The sequence below is a fragment of the Salipiger bermudensis genome, from assembly GCF_019801965.1.
GTDB classification, from domain to species: Bacteria; Pseudomonadota; Alphaproteobacteria; order Rhodobacterales; family Rhodobacteraceae; genus Salipiger; species Salipiger bermudensis_A.
In genome coordinates, this window is record NZ_JAHVIA010000010.1 from 12,725 (window position 1) to 34,689 (window position 21,965).

Here is a 21,965-nt window from a genome sequence, read left to right on the forward strand (position 1 = left end):
CGTACCATGTTCGCGTGACGCAGTAACAGGGGACTGCGCGAATGGTGAGTGTATCCGAGTGCAATGGGCCGCAATGCCAACGGCTGCGGGCGACCCGTCTGACAGGACAAGGTGGCTGACGCCGCCCATAGGAAGACCACGACACCGTCGGAGCCCCTGCCGGTGCTTCTCCTCGGACGGGTCCGCTTCGATCTCGAAACCCGTAGACTCTATGACCGCGACGGCGACATCTTCCTGCGACCGCAATCCCTCGAGGTGCTGTTGTCGTTGGCACGGCATCGCGGCGAGGTCGTCGAGAAGGAGGCCCTGATCGGCGAAGCGTGGGGGCACCTGCACGTCACCGACGACAGCCTGACCCAGTGCATCTCGGACATCCGCAAGAGCATCAGGGACAAGCGCCGCCATATCATCCGGACGGTTCCGCGGCGCGGCTACATGCTCAACGCGACGGAGCTGACCGAGGATGCGGACCGGCCTCCGCCCCGGCGGCCGGCCCTGCTGGCAGTGGCGTCGGTGGCGCTTCTGGCCTCGTTCGGTCTGGGCGGCCTGAAACTTGCCGATACGCTCTCACACGCGCGCCCCGCCGACGCGCCACCGTCCCTCGCGGTGATGCCGTTTCGCAATCCCGGGGCCGACCCGAGGGAGGCGTATTTCGTCGAGGGCATCACCGAGGACCTGATCCTCGACCTGTCGCGGCTGCGCAATCTCGAGGTCACCTCCCGCAACACCGCGTTCGCCTATAGCAAACGCAATCTGAGCGACCGCGAACTGGCCGCCGCCCTCGGTGTCCGCTACCTGATGCAAGGCAGTGTGCGCCGTCAGGACGATATCCTGCGCGTCAATGTCGAGATGGTCGACACGGTCGAGAACCGATACGTCTGGGCCGAGCAGTTCGAGGAAGCCGCGGGCGACATCTTCTCGGTGCAGGACCGGGTCAAGGCGCGGATCGTCTCGGCCCTCTCCGTGCATCTCTCGGAAGACGAGGCCGACCGCCTGCCCACCGCCACGCCCCAGCATCTGGAAGCCTATGACCTCTTCCTCCGCGCCCGCAAGGCCCGCCATCAGGGCACGCAGCGGGCGCTGCGCCTGACCTACTGGTCGCTGGAACGGGCGCTTGAGCTGGAGCCCGATTTCGCCGCCGCGATGATCGCGCTGGCCGAGACCAACGCCTTCGATTTCTCCGGCGGAAACCATCCTCTGGAATGGGAGCGCCCGCCGATGCTGACCCGGGTCGCAGCGGAGCGGCTCGCGTCCCGTGCCCGGGAGCTTGCCCCGAGACAAGCCGGGCCCGACATCGCGCTCGCACGGTTGCGGCTGGGCGAGCTGCGCTGGGAGACGGCGCTCGACCATGCCCGGGCTGCGGTCCGGCTCGAACCGCAGCTTTCCGATGCCCATGTCATGCTGGCGAGAACGCTCTCCGCCGCCGGCTTCCATAGCGAGGCGCTGGAAGAGATCCGCCTCGCCGATGCGCTCGACCCGGTTGGCTCGCCCGAGCACCACACCGTGCGCGGCATGGCGCTGTTCGGCCTGCGTCGGATGGAAGAGGCACTAGAAAGCCTTGCCGACGCCAACGCGGCCGCGGAGATTTCCCTCGACTGGCGCGCAACCTCGCTCGCGGTGGCGCTCTCGGGGCTGCTCGGGCGCTCGCCTGAAGCCTTCGACCGGGGCACGCAGGTGTTTCCGAGCCTGAGCGCCAGGATGCCGGTGCCGCTCTTTGCCCATGCCGCCGATCAGGCGCTGCTGTCAGACGGGCTGACCCGCGCCGGAATCGTCCCGCACTCGGGCGCGCAGCTAGTGCGCGGCGCGGCGCTGCCGGGGAACGAGGTCCGCGAGCTGATCCTCGGCACCCGCTCGACCGGGTTCTGCTACGCGACCGAATACCTTCCCAAGATGCGGGTCTCGTCGGAGGGCAGCGTGCTCTGGAGCCTCCGGGATGACATCAACATCGTCGGCACGGCGACGGTGCGCGGGGGCCGGCTCTGCATCGCCTTCGAGAACCTGCCGCAACTCCGGGAAGGATGTTTCGAGATCCGGCACAACGCGCCCTCGGCCCCCGACAAGCGCGCCTTCCCCTATGTCATGCAGGGAGCGATGACATGTTTCTTCGATCCATCCCCCGACTGACCTCGCGCCTCTGCTTGCGCGCAATGCTGCCCATTGCCCTCGCGCAGGGTCTTTCCGCCGAAGGGTGGGAGGCCGCGCCGAGCTTGCCCGTCGACCGCATGGGGCTGCATTCCGAGGCGATCGCCGGCACGGTCTACGTCCTGGGAGGGAACAGCGTCCCGCATCGCGACGAGACCTCGGCAGACCGCGTCTTTGCGCTCCCGTCCGATGCCGCAGGCTGGCAGGAGCGCGCGCCGATGCCCACGCCGCGCGGCTTCTTCGGCACCGCTGCCATCGGGCAGGAGATCTATGCCATCGGCGGCTCGACCCTGATGCGAGAGAGGGATCCGGCGCTGGCAATCGTCGAGATCTACGACACCGTCGCAGACCGCTGGCGCTATGCGCCACCCTTGCAGGTCCCACGTGCGGATCTTGCCGCGAGCACGGTGGATGGACGTATCTACGCCATAGGGGGCACCCGCAAGGTGGGGATCGACGCCCTCGGCACGGTCGAGATGTTCGACCCGGCCATCGGCGTCTGGACCCGCCGCCGTGACATGCCGACCCCGCGGCTGCATCACACCAGCGTTGCCCATGAGGGGCGGATCTACGTGTTCGGCGGCAGCCCGGAGTGGCCGGTCCCGCTCGCCACGGTAGAGATCTACGACCCCGAGACGGACCAATGGAGCAAGGGCGCGAACATGCCGACCCCCCGAACGGGGCTCTGGGCGACGGTGCTGGGCGGGCGGATCTATCTCGCTGGCGGCCTTTCCTGGGAAAACGAGGCACTGACCTTGGTCGAGATCTATGATCCGGAGGCGGACCGCTGGGAAACCGGCCCGGATCTGCCCGCGGGGCGCTTCCTTGCAGCGCTCGCGGCGAGCGACCGTGCTCTCTACTTGTCCGGCGGCGCCCGAACCGACTATCGCAGCCAAGTCAGCGTTTACAGGCTCGTCCCGTAACGACGGCCCAGACCCCGAACACCCCGACCGCATTGAGCGCATGGGGGCGTTTCTGGTCTGCGACCTCGTGCTTTCCTCCGATGTCCGGGCCGGTGATGACGGGCGGATCACCTTCGCAAGCGAGCAGTTACCGGCCGCGCTCGACAGGCTCGCAAGGGGGGTGTCTTGCGCTTCACGGTGATCGATCCGGGTCGAGGCCTTCGCTCGACGCGGCTGCGGGTTGGACCCCCCGACCGGACGTGGCCGAGAGGCTGGTCGCCGGCATCGGAACTCGACCGCGCCCGTTGGGGGCTCGAAGGATCTGGACGGCAAAGGCGATCGCTTGAAGATCCTTAGTCTTCACAGCGGGTTGCAAGTCTCGGCCTGCACGCGGCATGGCGTTCAGTCCTGCCGCACCGCGATCCGCGAAACGTGAAGACGGGGAACATCACACGTGTCGGCTGCGTTGGCTCGCCAAACGGGAGGCTTCTCGCATGAAAACGTTCTGTATCGGCGGCGCATTGGCGCTCGCTCTGGCTTCGACATCGCTCTCCGCAGCTCCGATCCACGCGCCAGGCGGGGGCACGGCAGCAGGCGCGTCCGGAGCCGCGCATATCTGGCTGGCCAAGGGCAACAACGGCAAAGGCAATGGAAACGGAGGCGGCAACAAGAAGCTGCTGAAGAAGGGCCAGGGCCATGGCGCCAAGGGAAAGCCCGGCGGCGGCAATGAGCAGGCCAGCAAGGGCAACGGCAAGGGCAACGGCCAGCCCGCCGAGGGCAACGACCACGCCGGCAACGGCAAGGGCAAGCCAGAACAGGCCGGCGGGGCAAAGCCGAAGGCCAACGGCAACGCCGCCAAGCAGGCGCCGTCCGGCAATGGAAACAACGGCAAGGAGCGCCGGCGCATCTCCGGCGCCGAGCGCGACGAGATCGTGAAGCGCATCGTCTCGACCCCGGCGCCCGCGGGCCGCGACATGGCGCGGGTCCTGACCGCGACCGGCCTTGCGCTCGCGACGCCGCAGCTGGTGTATTCCGACACCCCTGAAGATGAGTTGATCCGCTACAGCAATTGCCCGCCCGGTCTCGCCAAGAAAGATCCGCCCTGTGTCCCGCCCGGTCTGGCGCGCGACGGCGTGACCTATGACGAATGGCTCTCCTACGATCGCGAGCGCTATGACGATATCTGGGTCGAGCGCCGTGACGACTGGCTGGGCTATGATCGCGAGATCGACCCGGATCCCGACCGTCTGCTGCTGCGGTCGGACCAGATCGCGGAGCTTTTCGATCTCGATCCCGCGCCGCAGGGGCAGCGCTATGCGCTGATCGACGGACTTCCGGTCCTGCTCGACGACGATGACTACCGGTCGCTGATGCTGGTGAACCAGATGGCGCGGGCGACGGACCTGATGGACGGCACTCGCATCGCCCCGACGGCGGCGTTGACGCAGAACGAGCTGATCGACCTCTACCGCCTGCCGCAGCTCGGCGCCGATCAGAACTATGCCGTTCTGAATGGCGAACTCGTGCAGCTGAATGACGAGGAATACGAGCTCTTGCAGATGCTCCGCATCGCGCGGGCGGTCTTGTAGGTCGCAGTGCCACCGGCGCTTGGCGCTGGTCCTGTCTGAAACGGCGCGGCAACATCGCAGCGGCAGGGTGACCCTGGAAGGGCTCTGAGCTCTTGGGACACCCTGTCATGTACCCCCAATCGGGTCCGCAATACTCTCGCAGGCGGCAGCATGCCAAGGCCTGACTGAAATGCGATATACATGGCCGCCCCGGCGCTAAGACTTGAAAGTCTTCGTCTCCTCCGGAGTGGCGGAAAAAATCCGCGTCGGCATGTGCAACGACGCGGTGGCGCCAACGCCAGCACCCGCGCAAGGGCTGAGCGCTGAATGGGCTGCACCACCGGAGCAGAGGGGCAAGGCGATAGCCCGCACGACGCTCCGGTCCGTGCAGGCGGCCTCTGCCGCTCCGAGATGTCCTGCCGTCGGCCCGCTTACAGCGCCGAGAGCACCACCCAGCCGCCCCAGAGGATCAGCCCCGCACCTGCGATCCGGGCGAAGCGGTCGCCCCATGGCGCCAGCTTCTCGATGGCGACAAAGGCTGCGAGGCCGACGATCCAGTAGAGGTTCATGATCCCGCCCACGAAGAGCAGCGCCATCAGGAACCAGCAGCAGCCGAGGCAGTAGGCGCCGTGCTCGATCCCCATGTGGAAAGCGCCTGAGGCGCCGGGCTGCCGGCGCTCGGTGAGGAACCGCACCGGCGCGCGACATTGCGTCAGGCAGGCGGCCTTGAGCGGGGTGAATTGGAAAACCCCCGCCGCGATCAGCACCATGCCCCCGGCAAGCGTATCGGTCAGGGTCATCATCCCGGCCGAGACCAAGCCGCGGGCCTCGAGCAGCCATTGCGTCGCGGCGGCCGCTGCACTGAACCCGGCCCACACCGCGAGGTAGCCCGCGACGAAAGCCGCCGAGATCCCCGCCACGGCGTCGGCCTTGCCGGCGTGGCGCAGCAGGGCGGCATTGAGCAGCACCGTCGGTGCCACGCTCGGCAGCATCATCGCCGCCATCATCACCCACCACATCAGGAAGACGAGTCCGGCAAAGCCGACGCTCCAGACTCCCGGCGTGCCCATGCCCGGCATGTCCCGCATGCCGCGCATCGCAGTCATTTGCAGGGCTGTCATCCGCATCCCGACACCGAAAACGGTGTAAAGCGCGGCCAGCAGGAAGAGCAGCGCCAGCAGCGTGACCAGAAGCAGCCGGTCACGCTGCAGCACGCGTTCCATCAGATCCGTGTCCGACATCTTGCGCTCCGCTTCCGGATCAGGCGGCGAGAACGCCGCTGTTGTTCATGTGGAGCTCGCAGAGATGCGCGTGGGTGCCGATGTTGTCAGAGAGCGGGATCTCGCCCGTGGTCTTCGTGGTGGCCTTCGCGACCTCGGCCACGTGGTACTCGAAGCCGTGCGGCAGGTTGATCCGCGCCCGATGATCGGCGCCGGTAACCGGGTTGGTGAGCGGCTCGAACACCGTCTCGAACACGTCCGGCACCTTCGACGTCCCAGTGCGCGCCTCGAGATCCAGCGCGACCTCGATCGGCTTGTAGAGCGTTTCCAGCTTGTTGGGGCTCATCGCCGAGAACACCCACCAGAACGTCGCCATGTCCTCGGTGTCCTCGCCGGTGGCAATCTTCTCGAGCGCTGCGCGTTGTTCCGGGCTGGCGCTGGAGTCGATGATGGTCTGCATGGTACCGTTGCCTTCGTGCACCGCGCCGGGCCACTTGTAGACCTGCGCGAGCTTGGTGCCCGAGAGGTCGACATCGCCGTAATGGCCCTTGTCGATGACGATTGCGACCGCTGCCTCGCAGGAGCCCTTGGTGGGCAACGACATGAACTGGCAGGGGCAGCCTGTGTTACAGTTGCAGTTTGCAAGCTCTGTGCCGTGAATTTCCCAGGGTGTCATAACACTGTCCTCGTGATACAACCCCAACCGCGCCTCGCAATATACACAAAATGAGACGAAATGTCATGTCGGTCTGCCGTGCGACCCGACGCGCCCTCGGCCGTCATAGGGTTTCGCGCTTGCATCGGGCTGACCGGTCGGCGCCGTGAGCGGATGCAATGAGGTCTTGGCGGCAGCTCGTCCGGGGAGGCTTCGATGTCGCGCTGCACGGTGGCAAGGCTGATGACGGACAGGGGCATTCAAGGTGCTCGCCAGTGTCCTCGAACCAGCGGCCGGCACAGGCGCGCTCCGGGAAAGACAATCCCCGCCAGGAGCGCACGATGCCGCCCTCTCGCAGATGCGCAGCATGTGCTTCGGGGTGGTCGCCCAGACGATGTCGGAATGGTTAATGCGCTTCAGCAATCGCCGCCGTTTCGAGCCCATCGGGGCTATCCCGCCAGCCAAAGCGGAGGTCAACGTCCACGCGCCGCTGAAGCTGCACACAGGACCGCGCAACCAACCATAGGCAGGCTCTCGCAAACCTGAGGCGGCTCGGTCAGGCCAGTTCAGGTCAGAGGACCAAGGCAATGTTGCGTTCGGTCACGGCGCTGTACCAACGGCTGCCATAGCTTGAGAGGCGCGCGGCATTCTCCTCTGGGGGGCGTCGTTCGGTGAGCGAGACTCCCAAGTCGGCATCCGGGGCGCATAGCAGCGCGGCTCCCAGGCTCGTGCCGGTGGCCGTGTTCGAGACAAGCACGGGCCGTCCGGTCCGCACGGTCAGCATATCGAGATAGAGTTCGTTTCGCGCGAAGGGCCCTTCAACGATGACCGGCCCGCGGGCGCCGATCAGGTCGAGGCAGGTTGCCGTCATCAGCGCGAGGTAGAGCGACAGTGCTGCCCCTTTTTCGCCCGGTGTCATCGCTTCATCGCTCCATCCGCCGGCGCAGCCCCCGAACGGTCCGGAAGCGGTCTCTATCGCCGGGTAGAGGGCCTTCCCCTGGGCGAGGACGCGGTCGATGTCTGCGCGCGTGGGGGCCACCGTCTGAGGCCTCATGCGTTCGTATTCGCGGCCGCCCATGAAGCGCGCGGACGGCACGGGATTGCCGAGGGCGTTGACGTTCATCAGCGTGTCGCGCAACGGATCCAAGGCGACCTCGTCGCCCTCAACGCTCATGCAGATCACCCAGGTCCCGGTCGAGACGACGGAAAACGCCCCTTCCATCCGGTGCAGGTAGGGCAGCAGGGAGGCGTTGCTGTCGTGGATGCCGGAGCGGACCGGGGTGTGCGGGGCAAGGCCCGTCATCGCGGCAATCTCGGACGTGATCGTCCCGGCCACGTCGTTGGCGGCGGCAAGCGGCGCCATGGTCAGACCGAGCCGTTCCGGCAGGTCCGAGAACCGGCCTTCGCGCGGCAGCCAGAGGTCGGTGTGGCAGCCCAGCGATGTGGGCTCGGTGGCGAAATGCCCCGTGAGCCTTCCGGACCAGTATTGCGGGTAGCTGACGACCTGCGCGGTGCGTGCCGTCAGTTCGGGGAAGCTCTGCACCAGCCAATGCAACTGCGCCCCGGCGTTCAGCCCCATGGGGAGCCGCGGCGCGCCGGTGTCTTCGAAGGGTTGGCGGAGGCTGTCATAGGCCTGTGCGAGGGCGTCCGGACCGTCATGCTCGTAATCGAGCACCGGAGCGGCAAGGCCGCCACCGGCATCGAGCAGAACGAAACAGGCGCCGTGCGTGGTGACGCTGATCTCGTCTACCCCGTGCTCAGCCTGCATCCGGCGCAGACCGTCGAGGAAGAAGGCCCAGATCCCGTCGATGTCGAAATGCGGATAGGGCTGGCCGGACAGCACCCGGTTGGGCCGCGTCACCACGGCGATCTCGGTCATGCTGGCGGTATCGACCAGTGCCAGCTTGACGTTGGTCTTGCCGATGTCGAGGACGGCGATCTTCATGGCAGGTGGAACATCGGTCGCAGCGGACGGGCCACCGGTTCGTTGTTTGGATGGGTCTCCATGATGTCGGCCATGGAGGCCCACCAGCGCTGCATGATCTCGGTTTCCGGGAGCGCGTCCATGCCATGATCGTCACTGCGCCAGAGCACGCCGAACAGGGTGTGCGTGTCGGGGTCGAGGTGGATCGAGTAATCCGAGACGCCGGCGTCTTTCAGAAGCTGGACGAGTTCGGGCCAGATCTCGTCGTGGCGTCGCTTGTACTCCTCGGCCTGACCGGGGTGGAGCTGCATGGTGAAGGCGTGTTTCTCCATCATGCTCTCCACGCCTTCCAGACGCGGGGCAGGGCGATCACCCCGATCAGCATCAGGCCGATGAAGATCGACATGACGATGCCCGGCACGTTCAGCAGCCCGAGCCCGAAGGTCACGAGCCCCATGACGAACGCCGCGATGACGACGCCGGGGATGCTCCCGGCTCCGCCGAGGATCGACACGCCGCCAAGGACGACCATCGTGACGACCTCCAGCTCCCAGCCGGTGCCGATGGAGGGGCGGGTCGAGCCGAGCCGCGAGGTCAGGCAGATCGCCGCAACGCCCGACATGAGGCCGGTGAGCAGGAACAGGATGAACTTCACCCGCTCCACCCGGATGCCGGAGAACTGGGCCGCGGTCACGTTGTTGCCGATGGCATAGACGGTGCGGCCGAAGTTGGTGCGGTGAAGCAGCACGTAATAGGCGACGGCGAGGGCGGCGAACAGAACGAATTCGAAGGAGATGACCCAGAACACGTAGCCTTGGCCGAAATAGCTGAAATCCGACGGGTAATCGCGGTAGGCACCGTCGCCCAGCACGATGAAGGAGATGCCGCGGAACAGGCTCATGGTGCCGATGGTTACGACGATGGATGGCAAGCCCATCCGCGTGACGAGCACGCCGTTGAAGGCGCCGCAGGCGAGGCCGGTGGCCAGCCCGATCAGGACCAGCGTGGGCGTGCCGAAGCCGACCGATGCCGCGGCTCCCATTGCCGTCGAGGCCAGCGCGATGATCGACGCCACGCTGAGGTCGATCTCGCCCGAGATGATCAGCAGCGCCATCGCGAAGGCGATCATCGCCTTTTCGGTGAAGTTGAACGTGGCGTCGGAGAGGTTCCAGGCGTTGAGAAAGTATGGCGATGCCAGCGAGTTTGCGATGAAGATCGCCACGGCGACCACCAGCAGGAGCAGCTCCCACGACGCCAGGAGGCGGGCGGCAGGACTCTGCAGCCGATCGGGAATGCTGCGCGGGGTGACGCTTGTATCGCTCATGCGGTGGCTCCTTCGGTCTGCTCCTGAGCTTTTCGCAGGATGATGCGGCCCTTGGCGCGGGCGTTGCGGCTGTTGAGCGTGACGGCAACGATGATCGCGGTGCCCGAGATCGCCATTTGCCAGAAGGGCGAGATGTCGATCACCGGCAGGGCGTTCTTCACGATGCCGAGAAACAGCGCGCCGAGGATGGTGCCGAGGATCGTGCCCGCCCCTCCGGCAATCGAGATCCCGCCGATCACGCAGGCGGCGACGACCTCCAGCTCGAACCCTCCGGCGATGTCGACATAGGCCACCGCGTAGCGCGCGACCCAGAGGTAGCCGCAGAGCCCGGCGAGCGCGCCCGAGAGGGTGAAGGCCCAGAACTGCGTGCGCCCGACGGAAATTCCGGTGTAGACGGCGGCGTGCGGATTGCCTCCGACCGCGTAGAAGGCGCGGCCCAGCGGCGTGCGGTTGATCATCAGAACCATGGCTGCTGCGGCAAGAATGCCGAACCAGGCCAGCACCGGCAGCCCTGCGATTTGCGCGCGGGGGAAGCCCGTGAAGGCGGCCGACATCTCGTGCGCGTTCACCCAGGCGCCGTCTGAGATCAGGAAGATGATACCGCGATAGATGGTCATGGTGCCGAGGGTGACGACGATCGACGGGATCGACAGCTTCCAGACCAGCAGCCCGTTCACCATGCCCATCACCGCGCCGAGCGTCACGGCGAGCAGCAGGATCACGACCACCGGCACGCCGGGCAGCGCCGCGTTGAGCATGGCACAGACCATGCCGGTCAGCGCCAGGTTCGCCGCCACCGACAGGTCGATGCAGCGGGTCAGGATCACCACGGTCTGGCCGAGCGCGAGGATCAGCAACGGCGAGGTGTCGGTGAACACCCGGGCAAGGTTGTCGGGCGCGACGAAGCCGGGAAAGCGGCTGGCGATCAGGGCCAGCAGCAGGAGGATGGCCCCGCCGAGCAGGGCTTCGCGTGACTTGAGCAGGCTCATGCCGGGGCTCCGATCCCCGCCGCGTGGCGGACAAGTGTTTCAGGGGTCAGGGCATCGCCTTCGAGTTCGGCGGCGATCCGGCCTTCGCGCATGACGATGACGCGGTCGGACATGCCGAGCACCTCGGGGATCTCCGAGCTGACCATGATCACCGCCAGACCCTCTGCGGCGAGTTCCGCCATGAAGGCATGCACCGCGGCCTTGGAGCCAATGTCGATGCCCTTGGTCGGCTCGTCGAGGATGATGACGCGGGGCTTGGTCGCCAGCCACTTGGCGATGACCACCTTCTGCTGGTTGCCACCCGAGAGGTTGCCGACATCCTGGTCCAGCGCCGCGGCGCGCAGGTCGAGCCGGTCGGTGTAGTGCCTCGCAAGCGCGAATTCCTCGCTGAGCCGCAGGAAGCCGTTGCGCGATGTCCGGCCCAGCGACGGCAGCGTCACGTTCTGGAAGATCGGCAGGCCGATCACCGCACCCTGCTTGCCGCGATCTTCGGGGACATAGACGATCCCCGCCTCGACCGCCCTTGCCGGCGAGCGGATCACGGTGATCTGCCCATCGATCCGGGTGACGCCCTTCGACGGCTTCGTGATGCCGAAGAGCGCCTGCATGACCTCCGAGCGACCGGCGCCGACGAGGCCGTAGAAGCCGAGGATTTCGCCACGACGCAGGGTGAAGTTGATGTCCTCGAATTCGGTCGGGTGGGCATAGCCCACCACCTTGAGCACTTCGTCTCCGGGCGCCTTGCGGCGCTCCGGGAAGATCTGGTTGACGTCCCGGCCGACCATCATTCGCACCAGGTCCGCCTCGGTCACGTCGGCCATCAGCCCGGCGCCGACATGGGTGCCGTCGCGAAACACGGTGTAGCGGTCGGCGATGCGGAAGATCTCGTCGAACTTGTGGGAGATGAAGAGGATGGCGCGGCCCTCGGCCTTGAGCCGGTCGACGAGATCGTAGAGCTCCTCGATTTCCTTGTGGGACAGGGCGGCGGTGGGTTCATCCATCACCACGACGCGCGCATCGACCGACAGCGCGCGGGCGATCGCAACCAAATGCTTGGAGGCGATCCCCAGCTCGCGCAGTGGCGTGTCGGGGTCGAGCTCGGCGTCGATCCGGGCCAGGATCTCGCGCGCCCGGCTCCGCATCGCTGTCCAGTCGATGAGCCCGAAGCGCCCGCGCGGCGCGTGTCCGATGAAGATGTTTTCGGCCACGGTCAGCTCGTCGAACAGCACCGTCTCCTGGTGGATCGCGGTGATCCCGGCGGCGGCGGCGTCCTGCGCGGTGGCGAAGACGACCGGCTCTCCCGCCACGTGGATGGCGCCGCCATCCGGCTGGTAGATCCCGGTCAGGGTCTTCACCAGGGTCGACTTGCCGGCGCCGTTCTCGCCGATCAGCGCGGTGACCTGGCCGGGATAGAGTTCCAGCGAAACGCCATCGAGCGCCTTCACGCCCGGGAATGTCTTGGTGATGTCCCTGAGTTCGAGGACAGGCGCGCCGGCCTGCACATCGTCGAACTGCCGGGACTCGACGCTCATCTGCATCGCAGCCTCCGCTGGGTCTTGCATGGGGGATTGCCCCGGCGCAGCCAAGAGCGCCGGGGGCCGGTCCCGGCGCGCAAGCCGCGCCGGGAAACACGGCATCAGAAGATGCCCTTGAACTCGTCGATGTTGCTCTCGTCGTAGACGAAGGGATCGGCCATCGCGCCTTCGGTGTTCTCGTCCAGCGTCAGCGTGCCCATGCGGCCCATCGGGATCTCCGCACCGGGCTCCGCCTCGGCGGCGTCGGTGGCGAGCTGGTAGGCCAGCATCGTGGCGGAGTAGCCGAGGTCGATCGGGTTCCAGATCGCAAACGACTTCGACGCGCCGCTCTCGATGGCGCCGGCCATTTCCGAGGGCAGGCCGAGCCCGGTGACATTGACCTCGCCCACCTTGCCGGCATCCTCGACGGCGCGCGCAGCGGCGACGATGCCAACCGAGGTCGGCGCGATGATGGCGTCGAGATCCGGGTAGGTCTGCATCAGGCCGGTGGCCTCGCGGTAGGACTTGTCGGCGAGATCGTCGCCATAGACCGTGCCGACCACCTCGATGCCCTCGTAGTTGCCCAGCACCTTGTTCATCTCCTCGATCCAGATGTTCTGGTTCGTCGAGGTGGTGGTGGCGGACAGCACCGCGACCTTGCCGCCCTCCGGCAGCTCATCGGCGGCGAGCTTGATGATCATGTTGCCGATCAGCGGGTTGGACGACGGGTTCAGGTGCAGCTGCCGACCCTCGGGGGCGACGCCGCTATCCCAGGAGATCACCGAGATGCCGCGCTGCATCGCCTTCTTGAGCGCCGGAACGAGCGCGTCTGTGTCATTGGCCGACACGGCGATGGCGTCGACCTGCTGCGCGATCAGGGCGTTGATCACCTCGATCTGCCCCTCGGCCGTGGTGTCGGTCGGGCCGGTGTAGATCACCTCGACATTGCCGAGCTCGGCGGCGGCCTCCTCCGCCCCCTTTGCGGCAGCCTCGAAGAAGCCGATGCCCAGTGCCTTGACCACCAGCGCGATGCGCACGGGGTCCTGGGCCTGTGCCACCGATCCGGTCATCAGCGCTGCGGCCATCGCGGCGCCGCCAAACAATCTGCGTGTCAGTTTCATGGTCTTTCCTCCCTAAGTGTGAGCGCCCTAGCCGGCGTTCGCTTCACGCGCGGCGCTTCCCTGCGCCACGATGACCCGGATGTCGGCTGCCTCGAGCATCGAGGCAGCGCGGTCCGGTATGCCTTCATCGGTGATGACGATATCGATCCTTTCGAGCGGGCAGAGCACGAGGCTCGACCGGTTCTCGAATTTCGAGCTGTCCACCAGCACCACCAGCTCATCCGTCTGACCGATCAGCTTCTCCTCCGCCTGGATCAGTAGCGGATCGCTCTCCATCAGCCCGATCGGGCCGAGCCCATGCGCCCCCATGAACATGCGCCGGGCATAGAAATGCCGCGTCATGTCATGATCGAACGGCGACAGGATGATGTTCTGCTCGCGATAGATCGCGCCGCCCGGCACCATCACCGTGTTCTTGCTGTGGCGCAGCAGGTGTTCCGCGATGGGAAAGCTGTTGGTCAGGACCTGCACTCGACGGTTCGCCAGCGGGTGTACCATCTGGAATGTGGTGGTGCCGCCGTTGATGATGATCGGCTCGCCGTCGGCGCAGAGCGCCACTGCCTCGCGGGCAATCGCCGCCTTGGCCTCGGCGTTGATCGTCTGGTTCACGGAGAACGGTCGCCCCGCCAGGCCGGGCAGGGCGGGGGGCGTCAGGGCTTCGGCCCCGCCACGCACGCGACGCAGCCGCTTCTGCCCGTCAAGGGTCGCGATGTCGCGGCGAATGGTTGCCTCGGATGTCTCCGTCAGCACGACCAGCTCCGCCACCGTCACGATGGGGCGTTCCTGAACCGCGGATAGAATGATCCTGTGGCGTTCCGTTTCGTGCATTTCGTCCTCCCTGAGCTCAAGAATGCCTGATCCACCGTTTAGGTCAATCATTTTCTTTCATTTTCGATCATAAGGCAATTATTGGTGATTGCTTTTGATCGGTTTTGCTTGACTTGCATGATGTATCCGCTCAGGCTGAGCGCCAGAGAAGAGGCCGCACCTTGCGGCGTTCTAGGGAGGATGACCATGCTGACCCGCGCCGAAAACCGGCTTCAAAACCTGTGGGACGATGCCCGCGCAAAGGCCATGAGCGAGCCCGAGAAGCTGCTCTATCGCTCGAACCTTCTGGGCTCCGACAAGCGAATCACCAACTACGGCGGTGGCAACACCTCGGCAAAGGTGATGGAGACCGATCCGCTCACCGGCGAGCAGGTCGAGGTGCTTTGGGTGAAGGGATCGGGCGGCGATGTCGGTTCCATCAAGATGGACGGCTTCGCCACGCTCTACATGGACAAACTGCGCGCGCTGAAGGGCAAGTATCGCGGTGTCGAGTTCGAAGACGAGATGGTCGGGTACCTGCCGCATTGCACCTTCAACCTGAACGCCCGCGCGGCCTCGATCGACACGCCTCTGCATGCCTACGTGCCCAAGAAGCACGTCGACCACATGCACCCGGATGCCATCATCGCCATCGCGGCCTCGAAGAATTCCAAGGAGCTGACGCAGGAGATCTTCGGTGACGAGATCGGCTGGCTGCCGTGGAAGAAGCCGGGTTACGAGCTGGGCCTCTGGCTGGAGACATTCGCGCTGGAGAACCCCGAGGCCAAGGGGGTCGTTCTGGAAAGCCACGGGCTCTTCACCTGGGATGACGATGCCAAGGCGTGCTACGAGCTGACCTTGGAGATCATCCAGAAGGCGATGGACTGGTTCGCTGACAAGACCGCCGGGGTCGCGGCGTTTGGCGGCGCTGTGTACGAGTCGTTGCCGCCTGACGAGCGGCGTGCGGTGGCGGCGCGCCTGATGCCCGCCATTCGTGGCTTCGTCTCCGGCAACCAGCACATGGTCGGCCATTTCGAGGACAGCGCCGCGGTTCTGGAATTCGTCAATGCGAAGGACATGCGGGACCTGGCGGCCCTGGGAACCTCCTGCCCGGACCACTTCCTGCGCACCAAGATCCGCCCGCTGGTGGTCGATTTCGACCCGGCGCAGAACAACATCGACGCCGTGCTGGACGGGCTCGCGGCGCAGATCTCCGCCTACCGTGACGACTACGCGGCCTATTACGACCGCTGCAAGCACGATGACAGCCCCGCGCTGCGCGATCCGAACGCGGTGGTCTACCTCGTGCCGGGCGTCGGCATGATCACCTTTGCCAAGGACAAGGCGACGGCGCGGATCTCGGGCGAGTTCTATGTCAACGCGATCAACGTGATGCGCGGCGCGTCCTCGGTATCGGAATACGTCGGTCTGCCCGAGCAGGAAGCCTTCGACATCGAGTACTGGCTGCTCGAGGAGGCCAAGCTCCAGCGCATGCCGAAACCGAAGTCGATGGCGGGCCGCGTGGCCCTGGTCACCGGCGGCGCGGGCGGCATCGGCATGGCGACCGCGGAGCGTTACCTGTCCGAGGGCGCCTGCGTCATGCTGGCAGACATCAATGCGGACGCGCTGGAGCAGGCGCAGGAGGCCCTGGTCCAGACCTACGGGCGCGACGTGGTGCGTGGCGTGACGATGAACGTGACGGATGAGACCGCCGTCGCAGCGGCCTATGCCGATCTGGCGGTGGAATACGGCGGCATCGACATCCTCGTCTCAAACGCCGGGATCGCGTCGTCTGCGCCGATCGAGGACACTTCCCTCGCGCTCTGGCAGAAGAACATGGACATCCTGTCCACCGGCTACTTCCTTGTCTCGCGGGAGGCGTTCAAGGTGATGAGGGTGCAGGATATCGGCGGTTCGGTGGTGTTTGTCGCGTCCAAGAACGGTCTCGCGGCCTCGCCCAACGCCTCGGCCTACTGCACGGCTAAGGCATCGGAAATCCACCTCGCCCGCTGCCTCGCACTCGAAGGCGCCGAGGCGGGCATCCGCGTCAACGTGGTGAACCCCGATGCGGTGCTGCGCGGGTCGAAGATCTGGGAAGGCGAATGGCTGGAACAGCGCGCCTCGACCTATGGCACCGACAAGGGCGGGCTCGAGGAGATGTACCGCCAGCGCTCCATGCTGAAGCGGTCGGTGCTGCCGGAGGACATCGCGGAGGCAGCCTATTTTCTGGCCTCGGACCGATCGGCCAAGTCCACCGGCAACATCATCAACGTCGATGCGGGCAACAAGGAGGCGTTCACGCGCTGACGCTTCGGTGGATCCAGGACCCACCCGGCCCGTCGTGGGTCAGGGTGGGTCGGCGAGCCACTTTGGGAGGATATCAATGACGTATGAACTGGCCCGCGAGGCCTTTGCCGAATGGGGTGTCGACACCGAAGCCGCGCTGCGCACCCTCTCGACCATCCCGATTTCCATGCATTGCTGGCAAGGCGACGATGTGCGCGGCTTCGAGGCGGCCACGGGCACCTCCGGCGGCGGCATTCAGGCGACGGGCAACCACCCCGGCCGCGCCCGCACCCCGGAAGAGCTGCGCGCCGATCTCGAGTTCGCCTATGGGCTGATCCCGGGCAGGCATCGGCTGAACCTGCACGCCTTCTATCTCGATACCGAAGAGACGCCGGATCGCGACGAGATCGAGTATCGGCACTTCCTGCCCTGGGTCGATTGGGCGGCGGAGCAAGGGGTGAAGCTCGACTTCAATCCGACCTTCTTTGCCCACGCCAAGGCGGACGACAACCTCACGCTGTCGCATCCCGATCAGGGGATCCGCGACTTCTGGATCGAGCACGGCAGGCGCTGCCGCGAGATTGCGGCGCAGATGGGGGCCGCGCAGGGCAGCGAGGTGGTGAACAACATCTGGGTCCCGGACGGCTCCAAGGACAACCCGGTCGACCGCATGGGCGCGCGCCGGCGGCTGGAGGCATCGCTCGATGCGATGCTTGCGCCGGAACACGACAGGGCGCATCTGCTGGACGCGGTGGAATGCAAGCTCTTCGGGATCGGGGTCGAGGCCATGACCGTGGGCAGCCACGAGTTCTACATGGGCTACGCGATCCGCAATCAGACCGCGCTCTGCCTCGACATGGGGCATTTCCACCCCACGGAGAACGTGGCCGACAAGCTCACCGCCGTGGCGCTTTCGGTGCAGGATATCCTTCTGCACGTGTCGCGCCCGATGCGTTGGGACAGCGACCACGTCATCCTGCTCGACGACAGCATCCGGGCCATGGCGCAGGAGATCGTCTTTGCCGATCTGCTGGCGCGGACGCGGATCGGCCTCGACTTCTTCGATGCCACGATCAGCCGGACAGCCGCCTGGGTGATTGGCGTGCGCAACATGCAAAAGGCGCTTCTCGAGGCCTTGCTGATGCCGATCGAGCGGTTGCGGGCCGCCGAAACGGGGCTCGACTTCACGGCGCGGCTCATGCTCACCGAGGAGTTCAAGAGCCTGCCCCACGGAGCCGTCTGGTCCGAGTTCTGCGCCCGCACCGAGCGGCCCACCGGGACGCAATTGATCGACGCCCTGGACGCGTACCAGCGCAGCGTGGCCGAACGGACCTGAGCCCCCGGCTCGCACGGCAAGGAGAGCAGCGAGCCGGTCGGCCCGCTGCTCTCTTATCCGGGATCCCACGCCGCTCTGGTCATCCCCCCAGTCCGCGCGGCTGTTCGGCAAATCCCCGGGCAGAGTAGCTTTTTCATGCGGAAAAGAGGGGCTGCCCTCTGCTCCGCGCAATTTGCAAGTCCGGTGAGTCTCTGCCTTCCGGCTCACTCCGCGACGACGAGGATGCACGATCTGCCAGATTATTGACGCGAGGAGCTGCCAGGCAAACGCCGGGCCGGGTCCCTGGAACGAAGACCTGAAAGGGATGAGTGCTCCAGACATGCAACCATTTCGGTGGGCGGGAAGCGTATATCCGGCATGATACCAAGTGCAGTGCGATCATCGCCCGATCAGGGGGCGCTGCCCCCTCTGCGGCAGAGCCGCATTCACCCCCGAGGTATTTTGGAACCAGAGAAGACACGGGGAGAGCGCCCCTGGCTTCTCTTCGTCGAAAATACTCCCGCCGGAGGCAGGCCGGACGGTGCCGCGGGCGCGGTGGTCAGGGGCTGGTCGGGCAGGCGGGCTGCGACCGAGGAGTCGCGCGTCAGCGCGCGACGAGGATGATCGCGGCGTAATGGCTGGCGGCGGCGGCGAGCACGTGGCCGTGCCAGATTGCGCGGGCATAGGGGATGCGGTTGGAATGGTGGAAGATCGTCCCGACGGTGTAGACCAGACCACCCGCCACCAGCAGGATCAGCGCCTCGGGCGACAGCGCCTTGAGGAAGGGCCAGGCGGCGATGCCGCCGAGCCAGCCCTGGGCGAGGTAGAGCGCGAAGCCGAGCCGCGCCCAGCGGTGGATCGAGCGCAGCTTGAGCGTGATGCCCACCGCGGAGATCGTCCAGGACGCCGCGGTCAGCGCCAGCCCCTCGGTGCCGCCGATGCCGAGCAGGGCCATCGGCGTGTAGGTGCCCGAGATCAGCAGGTAGATCGCGGCGTGATCGAAGCGGCGCAGCACGGCGCGGGTGGGGGCGTGCAGGGTGAGGTTATAGGCCGCAGAGAAGCCGAAGCTTCCGATCAGCCCGAGCGCGTAGGGGATCAGCGGCCACATCGCGCCGGGGCTGCCCTCGAGGCTGGCCCAGACGAAGAGCGCCGAGACCGCTCCGACCGCGAAACATACCCCCAGCACAAGCACGATCCCATCTGCGATCTGTTCGGCCAGCGTGTGGGGGAGGATGTATCGGGTCATGCGTATCTTCGCGGACGGGTCTCCGGCTTTCCTGTTGGGGCGGCCGCGACGGCAGTCTCGGGGCAGGGCGCCGAGACCCGCTGGCCGACGGTGAAGGGCGCACAAAGCGGGGGAAGAACAAGATGATACGGAAATGTGGCAAAAATGTGGCAGAGGGCCGTCGCCCGGGCGTGGAGAGCCTTCGCCGGAACTCGGCAAGGCGTTGCGCGGGGGCGGTGGCCGGCTGCCAGCGGCCCGGGCAACGCGCTTGGCGCCCGGGCGGTTACGGGCCCGCGACGGGCACCATAGTCGGTCTCAGGCGAGACGCGCAAGAGGCGTAACGGTTGCGCCGCTGCCTTCGGCGATGCGCTCCAGCGCCTTGCGGAAGGCCTGCGTATGGGGCGCCTGCATATGCGCGTCATAGGCCTCAGGGCTTTCGTATTCGGCCATCAGCACGACGCTGCCGCCTTTCTCGCTGAGCGCGTCGAAGCGGATCGTGCCGGGCTCGACGCGGGCCGCTTCGGCCAGCTGAGAGGCGAGGGTCTTGAGACGGGTATCCTGTCCGGGCCGGGGAATGGCGCGGACCATGATCGAACAGGTCATCTATATCTCCGTGAATGGTCTGTAAAAACGTATCCGCTGCGTTGCAGCGTCACCCGCTAACATAGGCGCGCTCGTGGAGATTTCACGGGGCGGCGGCTTCAACAAACCGTGTCGGGACGCCCCGAAAGGGCGCCCCGATCTGGTCTGAGAGGTCAGGCGGCGGCGTCCTGCGGCGCGGTGAAGCGCTCGTAGAAGCCCTCGCCCTCGTCGCCCATCTCGCGCAGCAGATCCGGGCAGGCGAAGCGGTCGCCATAGGCCGCCGTCAGCTGGTCGCAGCGCTCGGCGGCATAGGCAGAGCCCAGGATGTCGAGCCAGGAGAACGGACCGCCCGACCACGGCGCGAAGCCCCAGCCGAGGATGGCGCCGACATCGCCTTCGCGGATGTCTTCGAGAACGCCTTCCTCGAGCGCGCGGACCGCTTCCAGCACCTGCACGAAGAGCAGGCGGTGCTGCACCTCGATCAGCGAGGGCTGCGCTTCCGCGACCGGGTATTTCGCCGCGAGGCCCTCCCAGAGGAGCTGGCGCTTGCCCTTCTCGTCGTAGTCGTAGAAGCCGGCATTGGCCTTGCGCCCGAGACGGCCCTCGTCGGCCATCCAGAACACCACCTCGTCGACCGCGCCGTCGGGATAGGCATCGCCCATCGCTGCGCGGGTCGCCTTGGCGATCTTCACGCCGAGATCGATCGAGGTTTCGTCGACCAGCTGCAGCGGCCCCAGCGGCATGCCCACGAGCTTGGCGGCGTTCTCGATCAGCGCCGGCTCGACGCCCTCGGCCACCATGCGGATGCCCTCGTTGATATAGGGGATGATGCAGCGGTTGGCGTAGAAGAAGCGTGCGTCATTGACCACGATCGGCGTCTTGCGGATCTGACGCACGAAGTCGAGCGCCTTGGCCACGGCGCGGGTGCCGGTTTCCTTGCCCTTGATGATCTCCACCAGCATCATCTTCTCGACCGGCGAGAAGAAGTGGATGCCGATGAACTGCTCAGGGCTGTTCGAGGCCTTGGCGAGCTCGGTGATCGGCAGGGTCGAGGTGTTGGTGGCGAAGATGCAGTCCTCGCCCACGTGTTCGAGCACCTTCCGGGTGACCTCGGCCTTGACCTTGGGGTCCTCGAACACCGCCTCGACGATCAGGTCGCAGCCCGAAAGCCGGGCGTAATCGTCGGTGGCGGTGATGAGGGAGAGGGCGGCCTCCTTCTTCTCCGCCGTGGCCTTCTTCCGTGCGATGCCCTTGTCCATGTAGGAGGCGGTGTAGGCCTTGCCCTTTTCGGCGGCTTCGAGCGACTGGTCGAGCAGCACCACCTCGATCCCGGCCATGGCCGAGACCAGCGTGATGCCGGCGCCCATCATGCCGGCGCCAAGCACGCCGACCTTCTTCACCTTCTGGTCCGGCACGTCGGGCCGGTTGGCGCCCTTTTCGAGCGCTTCCTTGTTGATGAAGAGCGAGCGGATCATCGCGCTCGACGACGGGTTGAGCAGCACGTTGGTGAACCAGCGCGCCTCGATCGTTAGCGCCGTGTCGAAGGGCACCAGCGCGCCTTCATAGACCGCCGAGAGCATCGCCTTGGCCGCCGGGTAGACGCCCTTTGTCTTGCCATGCACCATCGCCGAGGCGCCGACGAAGGTCATGAAGCCCGCCGGGTGATAGGGGGCGCCGCCGGGCATCTTGTAGCCCTTGGCATCCCACGGCTTGATGATGTCGGCGGGGTTGGCCGCCAGCACCCAGGCCTGGGCCGCGGCCAGCGGATCCTCGCAGACTTCGTCGATCAGTCCGGCGCTCTTGGCCTTCTTGGGGTCGACCAGCTTGCCTTCCAGCAGGAAGGGCGAGGCCGCCATGGCGCCGAGCTTGCGCGACAGCCGCGTGGTGCCGCCGGCGCCGGGGAAGATGCCGACCATGATCTCGGGCAGGCCGATCTTCGCCTTGGCATTGTCGGCGGCGAAGATCCGGTGGCAGGCCAGCGGGATCTCGAAGCCGATGCCGAGCGCGGTGCCGGGCAGCACGCAGGCGATCGGCTTGCCGCCCTTGTTCTTGTCGTCCATGCCCGCGCGCTCGATCTTCCGCAGGATGGTGTGGATCTGCATGATGCCCTCGAAGATGCTCTTCGCGGGATCGTCGCCGCCATCCTCGCGCATCTTGGCAATCACGTTGAGGTCCATGCCGCCGGCAAAGCTGCCCGCCTTGCCGGAGGTCAGGACGATGCCCTTGACGGCCTCATCCACAAGCGCCGCGTCGATGAGCGCGTCGAGCTGCTGGAAGCCCTCGATGCTCATCACGTTCATGCTCTTTCCCGGGGTGTCCCAGGTGATGGTCGCGACGCCCTCGGCGTCGGTCTGCATGGTGAATTCCTGGCTCATGATCCGGTCTCCTCCC

The 21,965-nt window shown here is 66.3% G+C and carries 17 protein-coding genes; 5 read left to right on the forward strand and 12 right to left on the reverse strand.

Annotated features, from left to right (window positions below; all coding sequences use genetic code 11):
* The first annotated feature begins 162 nt into the window (after window positions 1–162).
* The 3 genes from KUV62_RS19990 to KUV62_RS20000 all read left to right on the forward strand — a co-directional run bounded on the left by KUV62_RS19990 (window position 163) and on the right by KUV62_RS20000 (window position 4,633).
* Window positions 163–2,124 (forward strand): winged helix-turn-helix domain-containing protein, encoded by a 1,962-nt coding sequence (locus KUV62_RS19990; RefSeq protein ID WP_222605515.1) that lies wholly within the window; start codon window positions 163–165, stop codon window positions 2,122–2,124.
* Window positions 2,097–3,065 (forward strand): Kelch repeat-containing protein, encoded by a 969-nt coding sequence (locus KUV62_RS19995; RefSeq protein WP_222605516.1) that lies wholly within the window; start codon window positions 2,097–2,099, stop codon window positions 3,063–3,065. Before KUV62_RS19990 ends, KUV62_RS19995 begins: the two co-directional genes overlap by 28 nt.
* A 473-nt stretch (window positions 3,066–3,538) precedes the next feature.
* A complete protein-coding gene (locus tag KUV62_RS20000) occupies window positions 3,539–4,633 on the forward strand; it encodes a hypothetical protein (protein WP_222605517.1) in 1,095 nt (364 codons plus the stop codon).
* 410 nt (window positions 4,634–5,043) lie between these two features.
* Here KUV62_RS20000 and KUV62_RS20005 read toward each other — a convergent pair whose 3' ends face one another.
* From KUV62_RS20005 to KUV62_RS20045, 9 genes are all read right to left on the reverse strand, one after another.
* Window positions 5,044–5,853 (reverse strand): DUF2182 domain-containing protein, encoded by an 810-nt coding sequence (locus KUV62_RS20005; protein ID WP_222605518.1) that lies wholly within the window; start codon window positions 5,851–5,853, stop codon window positions 5,044–5,046.
* A gap of 19 nt (window positions 5,854–5,872) precedes the next feature.
* Window positions 5,873–6,508: a DUF1326 domain-containing protein gene (locus KUV62_RS20010; RefSeq protein ID WP_222605519.1), complete on the reverse strand. Its 636-nt coding sequence runs from the start codon at window positions 6,506–6,508 to the stop codon at window positions 5,873–5,875.
* A 550-nt stretch (window positions 6,509–7,058) separates the two neighbouring features.
* Window positions 7,059–8,432 carry an FGGY-family carbohydrate kinase gene (locus KUV62_RS20015; RefSeq protein WP_222605520.1) on the reverse strand — a complete coding sequence of 458 codons (1,374 nt, stop codon included), beginning with the start codon at window positions 8,430–8,432 and terminating at the stop codon, window positions 7,059–7,061.
* Complete coding sequence (gene rhaM / locus KUV62_RS20020) at window positions 8,429–8,743, reverse strand: L-rhamnose mutarotase (protein ID WP_222605667.1); 315 nt, start codon at window positions 8,741–8,743, stop codon at window positions 8,429–8,431. Before rhaM ends, KUV62_RS20015 begins: the two co-directional genes overlap by 4 nt.
* The gene (locus KUV62_RS20025) at window positions 8,743–9,735 is read right to left on the reverse strand and encodes an ABC transporter permease (protein WP_222605521.1); all 993 of its coding nucleotides are present in this window, start codon (window positions 9,733–9,735) and stop codon (window positions 8,743–8,745) included. The genes rhaM and KUV62_RS20025 overlap by 1 nt, the downstream gene beginning before the upstream one ends.
* Entirely contained in the window at window positions 9,732–10,724 is a 993-nt protein-coding gene (locus tag KUV62_RS20030; RefSeq protein ID WP_222605522.1) for an ABC transporter permease, read from the reverse strand. Before KUV62_RS20030 ends, KUV62_RS20025 begins: the two co-directional genes overlap by 4 nt.
* Entirely contained in the window at window positions 10,721–12,262 is a 1,542-nt protein-coding gene (locus tag KUV62_RS20035) for a sugar ABC transporter ATP-binding protein (RefSeq protein WP_222605523.1), read from the reverse strand. The genes KUV62_RS20030 and KUV62_RS20035 overlap by 4 nt, the downstream gene beginning before the upstream one ends.
* Window positions 12,263–12,360: 98 nt before the next feature.
* The gene (gene rhaS / locus KUV62_RS20040) at window positions 12,361–13,359 is read right to left on the reverse strand and encodes a rhamnose ABC transporter substrate-binding protein (protein ID WP_222605524.1); all 999 of its coding nucleotides are present in this window, start codon (window positions 13,357–13,359) and stop codon (window positions 12,361–12,363) included.
* Between the two features lie 27 nt (window positions 13,360–13,386).
* Window positions 13,387–14,187, reverse strand: a complete 801-nt coding sequence (locus KUV62_RS20045; protein ID WP_222605525.1) for a DeoR/GlpR family DNA-binding transcription regulator — start codon at window positions 14,185–14,187, stop codon at window positions 13,387–13,389.
* A 186-nt stretch (window positions 14,188–14,373) separates the two neighbouring features.
* Between KUV62_RS20045 and KUV62_RS20050 the strand changes: the two genes are divergently transcribed.
* Together KUV62_RS20050 and KUV62_RS20055 are read left to right on the forward strand one after the other, a co-directional pair.
* Window positions 14,374–16,473 carry a bifunctional rhamnulose-1-phosphate aldolase/short-chain dehydrogenase gene (locus tag KUV62_RS20050; RefSeq protein ID WP_222605526.1) on the forward strand — a complete coding sequence of 700 codons (2,100 nt, stop codon included), beginning with the start codon at window positions 14,374–14,376 and terminating at the stop codon, window positions 16,471–16,473.
* A gap of 76 nt (window positions 16,474–16,549) precedes the next feature.
* Window positions 16,550–17,788 carry an L-rhamnose isomerase gene (locus KUV62_RS20055; protein WP_222605527.1) on the forward strand — a complete coding sequence of 413 codons (1,239 nt, stop codon included), beginning with the start codon at window positions 16,550–16,552 and terminating at the stop codon, window positions 17,786–17,788.
* 583 nt (window positions 17,789–18,371) lie between these two features.
* Here KUV62_RS20055 and trhA read toward each other — a convergent pair.
* The 3 genes from trhA to KUV62_RS20070 form a co-directional block, all read right to left on the reverse strand.
* Window positions 18,372–19,013, reverse strand: coding sequence for a PAQR family membrane homeostasis protein TrhA (trhA, locus tag KUV62_RS20060; protein ID WP_222605528.1), 642 nt, complete (start codon window positions 19,011–19,013; stop codon window positions 18,372–18,374).
* Window positions 19,014–19,307: 294 nt separating this feature from the next.
* Window positions 19,308–19,595, reverse strand: a complete 288-nt coding sequence (locus KUV62_RS20065; protein ID WP_222605529.1) for a putative quinol monooxygenase — start codon at window positions 19,593–19,595, stop codon at window positions 19,308–19,310.
* A 152-nt stretch (window positions 19,596–19,747) separates the two neighbouring features.
* Window positions 19,748–21,949 carry a 3-hydroxyacyl-CoA dehydrogenase NAD-binding domain-containing protein gene (locus KUV62_RS20070; protein WP_222605530.1) on the reverse strand — a complete coding sequence of 734 codons (2,202 nt, stop codon included), beginning with the start codon at window positions 21,947–21,949 and terminating at the stop codon, window positions 19,748–19,750.
* Window positions 21,950–21,965: the final 16 nt, after the last annotated feature.